The sequence below is a fragment of the Mycobacterium lacus genome (assembly GCF_010731535.1).
Taxonomy (GTDB): domain Bacteria; phylum Actinomycetota; class Actinomycetes; order Mycobacteriales; family Mycobacteriaceae; genus Mycobacterium; species Mycobacterium lacus.
Genome location: NZ_AP022581.1, coordinates 4,756,433 through 4,770,546 on the forward strand (window position 1 = coordinate 4,756,433; position 14,114 = coordinate 4,770,546).

Annotated in this window: 15 protein-coding genes, 2 tRNA genes and 1 pseudogene; 9 read left to right on the forward strand and 9 right to left on the reverse strand. The window is 66.5% G+C overall.

The genetic code is table 11. The annotated features are described in order from the left end of the window. Positions 1–7: 7 nt before the first annotated feature. On the reverse strand, positions 8–832 hold the full coding sequence (locus tag G6N24_RS21915; protein ID WP_085162454.1) for a crotonase/enoyl-CoA hydratase family protein: 825 nt from the start codon (positions 830–832) through the stop codon (positions 8–10). Positions 833–855: 23 nt separating this feature from the next. Between G6N24_RS21915 and G6N24_RS21920 the strand changes: the two genes are divergently transcribed. Beyond that, complete coding sequence (locus G6N24_RS21920; protein WP_085162455.1) at positions 856–1,455, forward strand: TIGR03086 family metal-binding protein; 600 nt, start codon at positions 856–858, stop codon at positions 1,453–1,455. Here the strand turns inward: G6N24_RS21920 and G6N24_RS21925 are convergent. Together G6N24_RS21925 and G6N24_RS21930 are read right to left on the reverse strand one after the other, a co-directional pair. Next, entirely contained in the window at positions 1,452–1,913 is a 462-nt protein-coding gene (locus tag G6N24_RS21925; protein ID WP_085162456.1) for a DUF4334 domain-containing protein, read from the reverse strand. The genes G6N24_RS21920 and G6N24_RS21925 overlap by 4 nt on opposite strands. Further along, a complete protein-coding gene (locus tag G6N24_RS21930; RefSeq protein WP_163745601.1) occupies positions 1,910–2,980 on the reverse strand; it encodes a pyridoxal phosphate-dependent aminotransferase in 1,071 nt (356 codons plus the stop codon). Before G6N24_RS21930 ends, G6N24_RS21925 begins: the two co-directional genes overlap by 4 nt. An 87-nt stretch (positions 2,981–3,067) precedes the next feature. Between G6N24_RS21930 and G6N24_RS21935 the strand changes: the two genes are divergently transcribed. Together G6N24_RS21935 and G6N24_RS21940 are read left to right on the forward strand one after the other, a co-directional pair. Beyond that, positions 3,068–3,156 (forward strand) — tRNA-Ser (locus tag G6N24_RS21935). Between the two features lie 31 nt (positions 3,157–3,187). Next, positions 3,188–3,260: transfer RNA gene (locus G6N24_RS21940), tRNA-Arg, on the forward strand. Positions 3,261–3,301: 41 nt separating this feature from the next. Here the strand turns inward: G6N24_RS21940 and G6N24_RS21945 are convergent. The 4 genes from G6N24_RS21945 to G6N24_RS21960 all read right to left on the reverse strand — a co-directional run bounded on the left by G6N24_RS21945 (position 3,302) and on the right by G6N24_RS21960 (position 7,469). Then, positions 3,302–5,203, reverse strand: coding sequence for a neutral ceramidase (locus tag G6N24_RS21945; RefSeq protein ID WP_085162458.1), 1,902 nt, complete (start codon positions 5,201–5,203; stop codon positions 3,302–3,304). Positions 5,204–5,355: 152 nt separating this feature from the next. After that, positions 5,356–5,976 carry a hypothetical protein gene (locus G6N24_RS21950; protein WP_085162459.1) on the reverse strand — a complete coding sequence of 207 codons (621 nt, stop codon included), beginning with the start codon at positions 5,974–5,976 and terminating at the stop codon, positions 5,356–5,358. Between the two features lie 105 nt (positions 5,977–6,081). Further along, a complete protein-coding gene (locus tag G6N24_RS21955; RefSeq protein WP_085162473.1) occupies positions 6,082–7,080 on the reverse strand; it encodes a phosphotransferase family protein in 999 nt (332 codons plus the stop codon). A gap of 41 nt (positions 7,081–7,121) precedes the next feature. After that, entirely contained in the window at positions 7,122–7,469 is a 348-nt protein-coding gene (locus G6N24_RS21960) for a nuclear transport factor 2 family protein (protein ID WP_085162460.1), read from the reverse strand. A 137-nt stretch (positions 7,470–7,606) separates the two neighbouring features. On the opposite strand from G6N24_RS21960, the pseudogene G6N24_RS21965 reads away from it, so the two are divergent. Both G6N24_RS21965 and G6N24_RS21970 read left to right on the forward strand, forming a co-directional pair. Beyond that, positions 7,607–7,810, forward strand: a pseudogene (locus G6N24_RS21965) (class I SAM-dependent methyltransferase); the annotation flags it as partial. A 219-nt stretch (positions 7,811–8,029) separates the two neighbouring features. Further along, positions 8,030–9,499: a PE family protein gene (locus G6N24_RS21970; protein ID WP_085162461.1), complete on the forward strand. Its 1,470-nt coding sequence runs from the start codon at positions 8,030–8,032 to the stop codon at positions 9,497–9,499. A gap of 74 nt (positions 9,500–9,573) precedes the next feature. Here the strand turns inward: G6N24_RS21970 and G6N24_RS21975 are convergent, their stop codons facing one another. Beyond that, positions 9,574–10,398 carry a hypothetical protein gene (locus G6N24_RS21975; protein WP_085162462.1) on the reverse strand — a complete coding sequence of 275 codons (825 nt, stop codon included), beginning with the start codon at positions 10,396–10,398 and terminating at the stop codon, positions 9,574–9,576. Between the two features lie 80 nt (positions 10,399–10,478). Here G6N24_RS21975 and G6N24_RS21980 point away from each other — a divergent pair, with 80 nt between their 5' ends. The 4 genes from G6N24_RS21980 to G6N24_RS21995 all read left to right on the forward strand — a co-directional run bounded on the left by G6N24_RS21980 (position 10,479) and on the right by G6N24_RS21995 (position 13,603). Then, positions 10,479–10,892, forward strand: coding sequence for an MmcQ/YjbR family DNA-binding protein (locus G6N24_RS21980; RefSeq protein ID WP_085162463.1), 414 nt, complete (start codon positions 10,479–10,481; stop codon positions 10,890–10,892). 94 nt (positions 10,893–10,986) lie between these two features. After that, entirely contained in the window at positions 10,987–11,241 is a 255-nt protein-coding gene (locus G6N24_RS25165; protein WP_085162464.1) for a hypothetical protein, read from the forward strand. A 183-nt stretch (positions 11,242–11,424) separates the two neighbouring features. Next, positions 11,425–12,129 (forward strand): response regulator transcription factor, encoded by a 705-nt coding sequence (locus G6N24_RS21990; RefSeq protein WP_085162465.1) that lies wholly within the window; start codon positions 11,425–11,427, stop codon positions 12,127–12,129. After that, the gene (locus tag G6N24_RS21995) at positions 12,107–13,603 is read left to right on the forward strand and encodes a sensor histidine kinase (protein WP_085162466.1); all 1,497 of its coding nucleotides are present in this window, start codon (positions 12,107–12,109) and stop codon (positions 13,601–13,603) included. The genes G6N24_RS21990 and G6N24_RS21995 overlap by 23 nt, the downstream gene beginning before the upstream one ends. A 9-nt stretch (positions 13,604–13,612) precedes the next feature. Here the strand turns inward: G6N24_RS21995 and G6N24_RS22000 are convergent, their stop codons facing one another. Further along, complete coding sequence (locus G6N24_RS22000) at positions 13,613–14,092, reverse strand: lipoprotein LpqH (RefSeq protein WP_085162467.1); 480 nt, start codon at positions 14,090–14,092, stop codon at positions 13,613–13,615. Positions 14,093–14,114 lie beyond the last annotated feature (22 nt).

Here is a 14,114-nt window from a genome sequence, read left to right on the forward strand (position 1 = left end):
GCCAGCTTTATTCGCCGGTGAACTGCGGCGGGCGCTTGGCGAACGTCGCCGAGATCCCCTCGGTCAGGTCCTTGGACGGCAGGAAGGCCGCGTTCCATGCGGCAACGTACCGCAGGTTCTCCGAGACGGCGGAAATGCGCTGCTGGTCCAGGACGTCCTTGACGCCATAGACCGCCAGCGGCGGATTGGCGGCGATCTCCGCGGCGGTCGCATGGGCGGCGGCCAACGTGGCGTCGGCGTCCTCGTAGACGTCGTTGACCAGTCCGATCTTTTCGGCCCGGGCCGCGTCGATGTCCTTACCCGTCAGCGCGAGTTCCCGCAGGTGCCCGTCGTTCAGGATCAGCGGCAGGCGGGCGAGGCTGCCCATGTCGGCGACGATCGCGAGTTTGACCTCCCGCACCGAGAACTTGGCGTCGGCGCTGGCGTAGCGGATGTCGACCGCGGAGATCAGGTCGACGCCGCCGCCGATGCACCAGCCGTGTATCGACGCGATGGTGGGGGTGCGGCAGTCGGCGACGGCGTTGGTCGCCTTCTGCATACGCAGCACCTCGGCGTGGAAGTCCGTGCGGGGGCGGGCCAGCGCGCCGTCGGCCATCAACGGGGCGAACATGCCGCCCATCGCGGGCACGTCGAGGCCATAAGTGAAGTTCTTGCCCGATCCGGTGATGACGATGGCCCGCACGTCGCGGTCGGCGTCCAGCGCTGCGAACACCTCTGGCATCTCCGACCAGAAGGCGGGCCCCATCGCGTTGCCCTTGCCCGGTCCGATCAGCGTCACCTGTGCGACCTGGTCTTTGATCTCAACGGTGACGGATTCGTATGTTTCGCCCATGTGCAGACCGTAGCGTGGGGACCATGCCCCCAGAGTCGCGACCCGGTCCAGATTCCCCGCCCGTCGACGAGCTGGCCAGCGCCGAAGCCTCACTCGGGGTGCTCCAACAGGTCCTGCGCACCATCGCCGCCGACGACAAGTTCACGCAGACGCCGTGCTCGGAGTACAACGTCAAGGAGCTCACCGAGCATCTGCTCCATTCGATCATGGTCCTTGGCGGCATGGTCGGTGCCGAATTCGCCATCAGCGAGGACACCGACTCAGTAGAAGGCCTGGTGATCGGCGCGGCCCGGCCAGCCCTCGACGCCTGGCACCGGCACGGTTTGGAGGGCGCGGTGCCGCTGGGTCCCGGCTCGATGACTGCCCAGGTCGCGGTCTCCGTGTTTTCGATTGAATTCCTGGTGCACGCCTGGGATTACGCTGTCGCGGTCGGATGCGACGTCGAATTCCCGGATTCGCTGTGCGACTACGTGCTGGGGCTGGCCCGCAAGCTCATCAAGCCGGACGAACGCAGCGTGGCCGGTTTCGATGACCCGATCGCCGTGCCCGACGATGCCAGCGCCCTGCACCGGCTGGTGGCGTTCACCGGCCGCAACCCGGCGAGGCCGAACGCGGGCCGCTAGACCCGCTCGAGGTAGAAGTAGAAGTACCGGCCGTTGTCGACGACGCCCTTGCCGTTCATGATGCCCATCACGGCGTCGTCGTCGATCTTCTTGAAATGGTCGTGCACGGGCTGACCGTCATAGACCATCGTCGCGGTCACCTCGCCGCGGAAGTCTTCCAGCCACAGGCTCGCCTCGCCCTTGCCCATCGCGACGTTGGAGAACTTGTTGCCCTCGGCGTCCAGGCACACCAGCGGCTGCACGTCGCCCGCCGACTTGAAGGTCTTGCCGAACCAGCCTGCCTTCTCCAATTGGCCGTTCATCCGGTGGCCCGTGACGAACTCGCCGCCCTTCCACTCCCCCAGCATGTCGTCGATGGTCGCCGGCGGCAGCGTCGCCCAGAAATCGTCCAGCTCGGCGTCGGGAATATCGCCGCCGCGTTCCTTGAGTTCGGTGAACCTTTGGCGTGCCGTGCTCATCGCGCAATCCAGCCACGGGCGAACCGCAACAAGGCGTCGTTTTCCTCCGGCGCGCCGATGGTGACGCGGACACCGTCGGTGCCGTGCGGGCGCACCACGATGCGCGCGTTGGCGGCCTGTTCCACGAAGTCCCGGGTGCGGGATCCCAGCGGCAGCCAGACGAAGTTGGCCTGCGAGCGCGGCAGCGTGAACCCCGCGGCGCGCAACTCGGCGCCCACCCGGACACGCTCGGCGACCACGGCGTCGGTGCGGGCCAGCAGCTCGTCGGCGGCGTCCAGCGAGGCGACAGCGGCGGCCTGCGCGATGTTGGACACCGTGAACGGCACGTAGACCTTGTCCAGCGCGGTGATCACCTCGGGATGACCGACCGCGTAGCCGACGCGCAAGCCCGCCAGCCCGTACGCCTTCGAAAAGGTCCGCAGCACAACGACGTTGCTGTGAGTGCGGGCCAGCCCAAGGCTGTCGGGCAGCATGCCGTCGCGAACGTACTCGACGTAGGCCTCGTCGATCGCGATCAGGATGTGCGGCGGAACCGCCTGGACGAACCGCGTCAGCGCGCCCGGGTCGACGACGGTGGACGTCGGATTGTTCGGGTTGCAGACGAAGATCAGCCGGGTGCGTTCGTTGACCGCGGCGAGCATGGCATCGAGGTCGTAGGTGTGGTCGGTCAACGGCACCTGGACGGGGGTGGCTCCGGAGACGTGGACCTGGGGCGGATAGAGCTCAAAGCTGCGCCATCCGAAGATGACCTCGTCGCCCACCGCGGCGGTGATCTGCACGAGCTGCTGGCACAGGCTGACCGAACCGCAGCCGACGGCGACGTGCTCGGGCGCGAAATCGGCAGAACCCTCCGAGCTGAGGTGCTTGGCCAGCGCCGACTTGAGCGCCACGCAGCCGTTGTCGGGGTAGCGGTTGATGACGTCGGTGGCCTGTTGGATGGCGGCGCGGACGCTGGGCAGCGGGCCGAACACCGTCTCGTTGCTGGCCAGTTTGATGGCGCCCGGAACCGTCTTGCCAGGTACATAAACTGGTAGGCCGGCCAGCGCGGGACGCAGGCGGGCGGTCACGTCGACAGCATATGTTGCCGCTGGGTACGCTATGCCCCCGGCGGTTCCGGGATTCCGAGGATGGTCGGGTACCCTCGGGAGGTCCATGGAGGCGTGCCAGAGCGGCCGAATGGGGCTCACTGCTAATGAGTTGTCCCCCTTCAAGGGGACCGGAGGTTCAAATCCTCTCGCCTCCGCGGAGTTTTGGGAGCGGACAACTGAAGACTGGCGCCCGTAGCTCAACGGATAGAGCATCTGACTACGGATCAGAAGGTTGGGGGTTCGAATCCCTTCGGGCGCGCTCGCTGCCAGCGGTGGTCGCCCAGCCCGCCGCTTCCCGAGTCAGCAGATAGCGAACTCGCGGGTCGTTCCCGTAAATGCCGCTAGCGCGCCGGCGCGGTCTCGTGCGCTGCCGTGGTGCACGATTCGGTATCGCCCGGGTGGGGTATCGGCAGGAATATCCCAACTGATGGTGACGCGCGACCCATTCCGCCCGTGCCGCTGCCATTGGAAGCGCGTCGACCAGTCGCCGTCGTCGGCTACTCGTATCCAAACCGTCCCTTCGTGGCGTAGCACTTCGAGATAGGTGTGCTTGCGGCGCAGATCGTTATTGGGCAGTGCGCTGACAAATACGGCTTCTACAGTCTCGCCGGGTCGGTAGGTCGCAGATGGCTCAGCGGCAACTGTTCCAAACGATCCGCTATCGGCTGGGGGGTTGCGGACCCAGCTCAGCGGTCGCTTGGGCCGGGGAGCCTGGGTCGGCGTTGCCGGACGGCCGTCTCGCATTGCGGTGGCGAGTCCGGCTACGGTCTGCATCAGGGCGGGCAATTCCCACCGGCCAAACAATGTGCTTCCACCCTCGTAGCGCTGTTCCAGATACTCTTCGGGCGTCGTCACGTAATGGATGTAGGCATTGCAGTAGCCCACGCAGAGCACGTCGGCCAGGTCGGCGCCAACGATCGAAGCCACCGTGCGACGCAGTCGAAGGCCCGCGACGATGGTCGGCTCGCCCGGGATGCCGATCAGATAGAGCCGGCCGATCCGCACGAGATGAATGGGAACGACTTCTTCGACAAACGGATGTATCCGGTTCACCAGGTGGGCGGGCACCACTACGCCTTTGGGAGCGTGTACCGCCCGCGCCGACGTCGCCAACCGGTAGATGGCACTGGATAATCTGTCCCAGAACGGGTTTCGGCCTTGATGAAAGCCGTGGAACCCTTCGCCCTCGTCGGTCCCCGCCATGGTCGCGGCGGCAATCATCGGGCGCCCGGTACGGTGCGGTTGACCGTCGGGCGCGTATTCGCCCCGCACGAGAACCGAGCTGAGATCGACATAGGTGAACCGGGCATCGATGCCGGCGCCGATCGGTGTCGCGTTGTTCAACTGCGCGCATGCATCCTCGAACTGGCACAACCCTGTACGGCGGGTGTTCTCCAACTCCCGGTGCGGTGTGGATGCGCCAGTGATGGGCCCGTCGACGTGCGGGCTCATGTCGCCCGCGTTCGTCTGCGCGAACGCAGCGATGAAGTCGGGCTGACCGGCGAGGTAATCCGCGCCGCCCACAGTGCGTTCCCAGTGATAAGCGGCGAAGCCCTTGTTATCCCCGGAGATCAGGCAGTTGCGATTGGTCATACTCGTGCCGTGGGTGGCGAAGAAATGGATCGCGCCCACGGTGCGGTCACCCCGATCGATACGCACCAGCGTGGTATGGGGGTCGATGCGGCTCGGGAAGAATGCTCTGTCGGACGGCGGGTTGCGGTCGAACGCCGATGGTGAACGATTGATGCTTGCGCCGTGCAACTCGCCGTGGGATAGCGTCACCTCGGCCGGCGCCACATCGCCGTGTGCATGGTTCACCGATTCGACAATTCCGTCGACGATCGCCGCGAATGTCGCCGGGCGGAAACCGCTCGTCGTCAGGTTGTACAGCAGGTGTCCGCAGTACCCGCCGGGCCCGGAATGCGTGTGGGTCGTCGTTATCAGTGTGTTCCGCAACGAGTAGGTATCGCCATAGGAATCCGCCAGCCGCCGCAGTACTTCATCGGTCACGTTTTGCATAGGCAGTGGCAGCTCAGCCACAACCAGCAGTAAGCGCGCATGCCCGTCGTCGAAGACGAACGCCCGAGACCGAAGTCGAAGGTGGATACCGGCCGCGCGCTGATCGGCCTTGCCGTAGCCGAGCATGCCGCAATCCGCTGACTCGCCGGTGATATCGGCAATACCGCGTCCCACGCGAAGCATGACCTAGCCTTTCGCGCCTTCCGCAACAGCAACAAATCGCCGGGTCGCCGTCACCGCTGAGCGTCCGGAAACCCATTCATATACCCAGCGATCGGGTGGGTGAGCGAACGTGTCGCAGTCGGCCAGGACGGTGTGCCTGCACGAGGTGGTCGTCACAGTGGTGTCCACTCGTCCCACCGCTTACCGAAGTCGAGGACCTGATGTGAGAACTGGGCGCCGCTGATGATCTCGCGAAAGTGCTCTTGCCAGCCCCACCAACCGCTGATCTGAAATTGGTGCTGATACCAGCTGAGCTGATAGTTGATGGGTATGACTTCACCCTTGTTCTCCGGCGCAAACACGGCGATTGCCAACAGCCCGAGCACGGCCGCCGCGGGAAGCTGGATCTTCCCGTCACGCCATACAGACACCGTTGCGTCGCGCGACCCGTGGCGAGTCAATTCGAATCCCTTGGGCAGTTCGTCGCCGTGGTCGTGAGTGCGGCGGTGAATGCCGTACAGCACGTCGGCGATGTCGGGACGCTTGTCGGGCAGATCCGACTTCACCGCTACCGGGAAGCGAGTCTGAGTGAAGTCGATGCCGGGTGCCGCCATCACGTGGAAGATGTCAAGCGAGTCTCGGATGGTTCGCCTGAACCGGCTTGCAACCCCCAGCTGCGGATATCGCTTCTTCGCGGTTCCGTTGACAGCGTTGCATGCGTGGAACATCGCGGTGTCCCACTCCTGCCTGGCCCAGTGGTCGAGTGATTGCCTGACCGAATCTCCCACATTCACGCATTGAGGCTATCGACGCACGGTGATAGAGCTGCGCGAGGTCCAGCGCGTCGTGCAGTCGGGCCGGGCGCACAAACCGGAGTCAGTAGCCGGTCGGCCGCCAATTCAGGGCCGCGTCTCGATCAGGCCCAACGCCCGTTGGAGCAGCTGCACCGTGGCGGCGTGCAGTTGGTCGCCGACCCCTTTGTCGGCCTTGCCCGCACAGGCCCTAGCCAGCGTGCCCTCGATCACGATGCCGAGCTTGAAACATGCCAACACCGCGTACCAGGTGATCTGCGACAGGTCGCGGGTGGTGTTCCGCGCGTATCGGTGTAGCAGGTCGTCGGTGCTGGCCAATCCATCCTGGCCGCCGAGAGCGTGGCTGAACACGCTGGACCCGTCCGGCTGGCGCCAGGTGGCCAGCAGCCAGCCCAGATCCAGCAGCGGATCACCGATCGTGCACATCTCCCAGTCGACGATGGCCACCACGTCCGGCCCGGTGCGGGAGAACATCACGTTGGCGGCGTGGTAGTCGCCGTGCATGATGCCGGGCGCCCAGGTGGCCGGTCGGTGGCCGTCCAGCCAGGAAGCCACCTGGGCGACTCCCGGGATCCGCGGACCCGGGTAGTTCTCGTACTCTTGATAGGACTCCAGCTCCGAAAGCCAGCGCGGCACTTGGCGTTCCAGGAATCCTTCCGGCTTGCCGAAGTCGCCCAGACCCACCGCGACGTGGTCGACGGCGCCGAGCCTGGCCAGCGCGTCGGCCATCGACAGCCCCATCTGGAATCGCACGGTGGGATCGCCCGCGTGCAGCGGTGGCAGCCCTTCGCCGGCGTTGAATCCGTCGATCGGCTCCATCAGATAGAAGACGGCGTCACCGAGGACGCCGGGGTCGGCGCAGGTGGCGATCAGGCGTGGATGGGGGACGTCGGTGCCGGCCAGCGCCGCGAGCACCCTGGTTTCCCGCAGCATCACGCTGTTGCTGCGCGGACGCAGGTGCCGCGGTCCCCGACGCAGCACATAGGCTCGGCCGGACCTGCTGAACTTCAGCATGACGTTTTGCGTCCCGCCGGTGACCCGGGAAACGCCTTCCAAGGGACCCTCGCCCAGTCCCTGTGTGGACATCCACTCGGCTACCGCCCTGAGGTCCACATCGTCCACGGACGTCAGCCCTTGGGGCGTGCGGTGTATCGGACCGTCTGCGCCCAGATCACGCCGTCCCGGAACACGAAAGTGTCGACGCCGTCGTCAACCCGGTTCACCGTGGAATCGGCGGTCCACTCGAGGAGCAGCACGTCGCCGTCGAAGATCTGGGTCTTCAGGTCCCAGGCCGCATCGGGCAGATCGTCGAGCAGCTTGGCGAACGCCTTCCGAATGCCTTCTTTGCCGCGCGCCACGCCGGACGGCGTGATGAACACGGAATCATCGGCGTAATCGGCGACGATCTCGTCGAGGTCGCCCGCGGCGAGCGCTTTGCCGTGGTGGGCGAATACTTGCTGCAGCGTCCGTGTCATGACGCTCCTCCCTAACCTGTAGACCGCCTGGGAAAAAGCGTAGGGCACTCCTGACGAGCGGCCCGAGGCCCCGGCGGCTGGAAAAATAGTTTGCGAAACTGACGATCCGGCTGGCGCCCGGTGAGGGAGGTATCGCGATGCCACGTACCGACGACGATTCCTGGGACATCACCCAGAGTGTGGGCGCCACCGCGCTCGGTGTGGCGGCCGCTCGTGCCGCGGAGACCGAGAGCGAAAATCCGCTCATCAACGACCCGTTCGCGCGGGTGTTTGTGGACGCGGCGGGCGAGGGGATGTGGAGCGTCTACGCGAATCCCGGGTTGCTCGCCGAACTGCTGGATCGCTATGGCCGCGCTGCACCGCATGAGGGCGAAGACGCTATACCGCCAACGTTTTTCGTATCCGCGCAGCGCCGGGCCACCTGAGCGCATTCTTGTCGCCGGGTGACCGGGCTGGTGTAGATCAGTGAGATTTCTTAAACGTGGAAGCTTGCGGTTTGGGTCGCCTTACAGTGTATTTCTGCCGACCGTTCGGATGATCACCGAAGTGGGAGAAAGTCGATGTCGTATGTGCTAGCGGTTCCAGAATTACTGGCTTCGGCTGCAACGGATTTGGCAGGCGTCGGTTCGGCGCTGAGCGCGGCGACCGTGGCGGCGGCCGCTCCTACCACGGGGTTGGTTGCCGCGGGTAGTGATGAGGTATCGGTGGCGGTGGCGTCGTTGTTCGCCGGGCATGCCGAGGAGTATCAGGCGCTCAGCGCTCGGGCCAGCGCGTTTCATCAGCGGTTCGTGCAGTTGTTGACGTCGAGTGCGGGATCGTATTTGGCCGCCGAGGCGGCCAACGCCAGCCCGTTGCAAGCCGCGCTCGACGTGGTCAATGCGCCCACCAGGGCGTTGCTGGGGCGTCCGCTGATCGGCAACGGCGCCGACGCGACGACCCCGGGGGGCAACGGGGGTGCCGGTGGGTTGTTGTACGGCAACGGCGGTAACGGCGCGCCGGGCGGTGCCGGTCAGGCTGGCGGTGGCGGCGGTGCCGCGGGGTTGATCGGCAACGGCGGCAACGGCGCGTTAGGTGGCACCGGTGCCGCCGGTGGGGCCGGCGGTCACGGTGGGTGGCTTTATGGCAACGGCGGAGCCGGCGGGCCGGGTGGGCAAGGTGCGGCCGGTGGACCGGCTGTGAACGGCGACAACGGCGGCAACGGCGGCGCCGGTGGAGCCGCTGGGCTGTGGGGCTCCGGTGGGGCCGGTGGGCAAGGGGGAATTGGCGGTGCCGCCGGCACCAACGCTGGCCTCCAGTTGGCGGACGGCGGCAGCGGAGGAAATGGCGGCAACGGCGGTGCTGCCGGCCTGCTGAGTGGCCAGGCCGGCGCCGGCGGGCGGGGTGGTGAAGGCGGAACCGGCGACTTCAGCGGCGCATTTGGCGGGACCGGCGGAACTGGCGGCGCCGGCGGCGCCGCGGGGTTGTTCGGTGCCGGTGGCGCCGGCGGGATTGGGGGAACTGGAGGTGACACGGGGGTGAATGGTGCCGGTGCGGGCGGAGCCGGTGGTGCCGGTGGCGCCGGTGGATCGCTGGTCGGCATGGGTGGTGCCGGTGGCGCGGGTGGTGGCGGTGGTCTAGGGCCCATCACCGACGGCGGCGCCGGTGGCGTGGGTGGGGTTGGTGGCGCGGCCGGGCTCATAGGTACAGGGGGCGCTGGAGGGGATGGCGGCACGGGAGGTGCCGGGTTCACACGGGCTGGTGTCGGCGGCACTGGCGGCACCGGTGGTGCCGGTGGCTGGTGGTACGGCGGCGGCGGTGCCGGCGGGGCCGGTGGCGGTGGCGGTGCTGCTACCCCCATCGACGTCAGCGGCGGCAACGGCGGCAACGGTGGCAGCGGTGGAGCGGCCCGGCTGATCGGCAATGGTGGTGCCGGCGGTGCGCCGGGGGCGGGTGGGGCCAACCTGCAAGCTGGCAGCCACGGACGCGACGGGTCCGCCGGTGCGGGCGGTTCCGGAGGCCTGCTGTACGGCGATCCCGGGCGAACGGGGTAGCGAACGGCGCGCGCGGTCGCGGCGCCGGGCTGGTCGCGGCGCGCCCATTGCCCGTGCGAGCGGAGCTTCGCCGCTCACCCGGACAGTATGGTCTCCACGTCGGTCTTGATCGCGGCGATCGCGTCGACGGGCGTCAGGTCCTGGCCCTGGCTGTTCTTCCCGAGCTGCGGCCAGCCGGCACCGTTGGGTCCGCGCAGCTGATCCCAGATCTCGCGGACCTTGGTCAACAGTTCGGCCTGTTCTTCGTCAGTGAGCGCCATCAGCAGTCCTCCCTTCGTTGCGATGCCGCAGGCGGCGGCAAACTGTTGCGGTGTCAGTCCGTCAGCGGAGTTCATGTCGCACCGGCCGAACGGCGGAGCGCCTTGCGGCAGGTTGGGGCTGTAGCCGTTGCCGTCGGTGTACTGATGCGCGACCTGCCCGGGCAGGTTCGGATTGGACCCGTAGCCCGCTGCGATGACGCGTAGCCCCGCCGGGCGCACCCGCCACATGTTGAAGAAGTCGTATGCGTTGGCGTACCCGATGATTCGCGCGCGATTGCCGGCATAGTCGGCCAGGTTCCAGTACAGCTGGTTAATCCAGCTCGACCCGTCGCCCGGCGGGTTACCGCCCGATTCGACGTCGAGCATCAATGCGACCCGTGGGTGCAAGCCGCCTTCTGCGTCGATCATCGAACGCACGGTATTGGCGTTGGCCAACCAATTCGGGCGGACATAGGTATACACGATTCCGAAAGTCAATCGCCGGCTGTCCAAAGCGGCGCGCATCCAGGCATAGTTACGCGCGAAGTTATGGTCACGATAAGTGCCGTCGCAAACACGAATCGAAAGCACGCGGTAAGGATATGAGTTATCCACGGGCACTTGATATTCGGAGACATCAGCGAACAAAGTGTCTGCCACGGCTATCTCAATCTCCCTTTACCGCAATGGTTGTCGCCCATGCTACAGATACCGGCCAGGCGGCGCGTATTGTCGCCGCTATGGCTGATCGACCCGCCACGGTAGGCGATGTGCATCGGGTCGCCGCGTCCATGCCGCACCTCACCCGCCTGGAAGGGCCGAAGGGCAATCCTATCTATCAGGTGGGCGGCAAGTCGTTCGTGTTCTTCCGCACGCCCCAGCCGGACGCAACCGATCCGGTCACCGGCGAACGCTACACCGACGTCATCATGCTGTGGGTGGAGTCGGAGAGCGACAAGCTGGCGCTGGTGCAGGATCCCGCGTCGCCGTTCTTCACCACGGCCCATTTCGACGCGCACCCCTCGGTGTTGGTGCGCGCCAGCCGATTGGCGGAAATCGGCATGACGGAGCTGACCGAGCTGATTCAGGACGCGTGGTTGTCGCGGGCGTCGAAGCGCCGAGCCGCGGCGTGGCTCGCTGCCCACCACCCGTAGGGAGGCCGGCCCGCGCCCTCGCCATGTTTAGCCCAAGCCGCCGTGGGTATCGCTTGCACTACGGGAATTATCTCGGGCGCAACGGAGGTGACCCATGCGTGGTCGCGGAGTTGTCGGAGCGATTGTTCTGGTGTGGCTAATCGTTGGAGTCCTCGCGGCGTGGCAGCGCAATTATTTCAAAGGTGAGCAAACAAGCTGTGCCGCAGCGGGAACCGTTGCCCTGACGGTGCTCGTCGGGCCCTTGAACTACTTGGGCGTCAACCCGAAAGTAAGGGATTGCCGTTTGCCCCAACCCAGTTCACTGCGGTCGTTCGACATCAGCCCGGTAATGCCAAGGAGTTCGCCATGATTGTCGTAGGGGCTATCTTGACCAACCTCGGACGCCGGGTCGCGGGCCGGCGCTACTGGCATTAGGCCCGGCCGAAGCGAGGAGTTTCACAGCCCGCACATAGGAGCAACATAGCGTCGGCCTAGTCATACGCGGATACTTGAGCCTGTGACGCACTCCCGGACCCCGGTTGAGCGTGTCGTGATGTGCCGGGCCGACGGCCAACCGATCACCGTGCTGGTTGTCGACGACGAAGCGGTCCTCGCCGAGATGGTGGCTATGGCATTGCGATACGAGGGCTGGAACATTGTCACGGCCGCCGATGGGTCGTCGGCGATCGTGGCGGCCCGCGCCCAGCGGCCCGACGTGGTGGTGCTCGACGTGATGCTGCCCGACATGAGTGGCCTCGAGGTGTTGCACAAGTTGCGCGAAGAGAATCCGCGCCTTCCGGTGCTGCTGCTGACGGCGAAGGATGCGGTGGAAGATCGCATCGCCGGTTTGACCGCGGGCGGCGACGACTACGTCACCAAGCCATTCAGCATCGAGGAGGTAGTGCTGCGCTTGCGGGCGCTGCTGCGGCGCACCGGGGTGACGACGTCGGACAGCGGCGCGCAGTTGGTGGTTGGCGACTTGGTGCTCGATGAGGACAGTCACGAGGTGACCCGCGCCGGCGAACCGATTGCATTGACCTCCACCGAGTTCGAGCTGCTGCGGTTCATGATGCGCAACGCCAAGCGAGTGCTGAGCAAGGCCCAGATCCTGGATCGGGTATGGAGCTACGACTTCGGCGGCCGGTCCAACATCGTCGAGCTATACATCTCATACCTGCGCAAGAAGATCGACAACGGTCGCGAACCCATGATCCACACGCTGCGCGGCGCAGGGTATGTCCTCAAGCCGGCCCGCTAACACGCGGCGAGTCTGGTCGCTTCGGCTGCGCCTGTTGGTCGGGCAGGTCGTCGTGCTGACAACCGTATGCATCGGAATCACCGCGGCGACCGAACTGGCGCTGGACCACCACCTGGTGGCGCAGCTCGACGGGCAGCTCAGCGGGACTTCGTACCGCTCGGCGGTGTTGTACCCCGACCAGCCTCGTCGGCACCAGCCGCGCTATTACCCGCGGCCGGGCCCCGGTCCGAGGTTTCTCGATGCCCCGGGCCAGCCGGCCGGCATGGTCGGGGCGGTGGTCAGCGACGGCAAGACGGTCGACGCCGGCTACCTGACCAGCGTCGGTGCCCGCGCGGCGTTGAGCGACAAGGCCCAGGCCCAGCTGGCGGCGATCGCGGGCAGCCGCGATCCGGTGACGTTGAATCTCGACGGCCTCGGCCGGTACCGGGTCGTCGCCGCCCCGAGCCGGAACCGGGCCGACGTCATCGTCACCGGACTGTCGATGGCAGGCGTCGACGCCACGATGATCCGGATGCTGATCATTTTCGGGATCGTCACCATGGTGGCGCTGGCCGCCGCAACGATCGCCGGCGTTGTCATCATCAGGCGAGCGCTCGCGCCGCTGCGGCGCGTCGCGCAAACCGCTCGCGAAGTCATCGATATTCCCCTGGACCGCGGCGAAGTCGCGTTACCGATCCGGGTCGCCGAACCCGACGCAAACCCCTACACCGAGGTGGGCCAGCTCGGTTCGGCCCTCAACCGGATGCTCGACCACATCGCCGCCGCCCTGTCGGCGCGGCAGGCCAGCGAGACTCGGGTGCGCCAATTCGTCGCCGACGCCAGTCACGAACTGCGCACCCCCCTGGCCGCGATCCGCGGCTACACCGAACTCACCCAACGCATGGGAGACGATCGCGAGGCGGTGGCGCACGCGATGAGCCGGGTGGCATCCGAGACCGAGCGGATAACGCGGCTCGTCGAAGACCTGCTGCTGCTGGCCCGGCTGGATTCCGGCCGGCCGCTGCAGCGCGAACCCGTGGACCTGTCGCGGCTGGCGGTTGACGCCGTCAGCGACGCGCACGTCGCCGGGCCGGATCATCGGTGGGAGCTCGACCTGCCCGAAGAACCGGTGGTCGTCCCCGGCGATGCGGCCCGGCTGCATCAGGTGCTGACGAACCTGCTCGCCAACGCCCGCATCCACACCGGTGCCGGCACCGTCGTGACGACGCGGTTGAGCCGCGAGCCGGCGCACACCGTGCTGCAGGTGATCGACAACGGCCCCGGCATTCCGGCAGCACTGCAGTCGGAGATGTTCGAGCGGTTCGCCCGCGGCGACACCTCACGCTCCCGCAAGGGCGGTAGCACCGGGCTGGGTCTGGCAATCGTCTCCGCTGTCGTCAAGGCGCACAACGGGACCATCACGGTGAACAGCAGGCCCGGTCGAACCGAGTTCGCGGTGCGGTTGCCACTCGACGGGTGGCAACCGTCCGCCTGAACGTTGGGGCTAGGAGCAGGTCACGTCGATTTCGAACGGCTTGTTCACCGGTTGCATCGGGTTGGCCATGTCGACCCCGGTGGCTGTCCCGGTGATCTTGTAACTGCTACCGTTCTTGGTCGCCGAGGCGTTGCCCTGGCCGGTACCCGACGTATATGCCAGCGTCACGCCGTTGACGTTGCCGAGCCCAACCGATTTCACCTCGGGGGGGTTGGCATCGGTGAGCACGGCCGCGATGCCGGTCGCTGCCCCACCGATCGCGATGTTGACGTTGCCCCCCGCCGTCGTGCACACGACGGAACCGGTGACGTGCTGGTCCTGCCCGTCGATGATGACCTTCGTCCCAGCGGCACCGGGACCGGCTGCCGATGTGCTGGCTGAACCTGTGGTCCCGCTACTGCCCGTGCTCGACTTCTTGCTCGAGCAACCGGACAGACCCACGACCAAGATTGTCGCCGCGGCTACCACGACCATTAGTCCACGCTTCACCTGTGCTCCTTTGCCTGTCGTA

Coding starts and splice junctions, on each gene's coding strand:
- G6N24_RS21915 (WP_085162454.1), bottom strand. CDS start 832: ATGGGCGAAACATACGAATCCGTCACCGTTGAGATCAAAGACCAGGTC.
- G6N24_RS21920 (WP_085162455.1), top strand. CDS start 856: ATGCCCCCAGAGTCGCGACCCGGTCCAGATTCCCCGCCCGTCGACGAG.
- G6N24_RS21925 (WP_085162456.1), bottom strand. CDS start 1,913: ATGAGCACGGCACGCCAAAGGTTCACCGAACTCAAGGAACGCGGCGGC.
- G6N24_RS21945 (WP_085162458.1), bottom strand. CDS start 5,203: ATGCTTCGCGTGGGACGCGGTATTGCCGATATCACCGGCGAGTCAGCG.
- G6N24_RS21955 (WP_085162473.1), bottom strand. CDS start 7,080: ATGTCCACACAGGGACTGGGCGAGGGTCCCTTGGAAGGCGTTTCCCGG.
- G6N24_RS21960 (WP_085162460.1), bottom strand. CDS start 7,469: ATGACACGGACGCTGCAGCAAGTATTCGCCCACCACGGCAAAGCGCTC.
- G6N24_RS21970 (WP_085162461.1), top strand. CDS start 8,030: ATGTCGTATGTGCTAGCGGTTCCAGAATTACTGGCTTCGGCTGCAACG.
- G6N24_RS21980 (WP_085162463.1), top strand. CDS start 10,479: ATGGCTGATCGACCCGCCACGGTAGGCGATGTGCATCGGGTCGCCGCG.
- G6N24_RS25165 (WP_085162464.1), top strand. CDS start 10,987: ATGCGTGGTCGCGGAGTTGTCGGAGCGATTGTTCTGGTGTGGCTAATC.
- G6N24_RS21990 (WP_085162465.1), top strand. CDS start 11,425: ATGTGCCGGGCCGACGGCCAACCGATCACCGTGCTGGTTGTCGACGAC.
- G6N24_RS21995 (WP_085162466.1), top strand. CDS start 12,107: ATGTCCTCAAGCCGGCCCGCTAACACGCGGCGAGTCTGGTCGCTTCGG.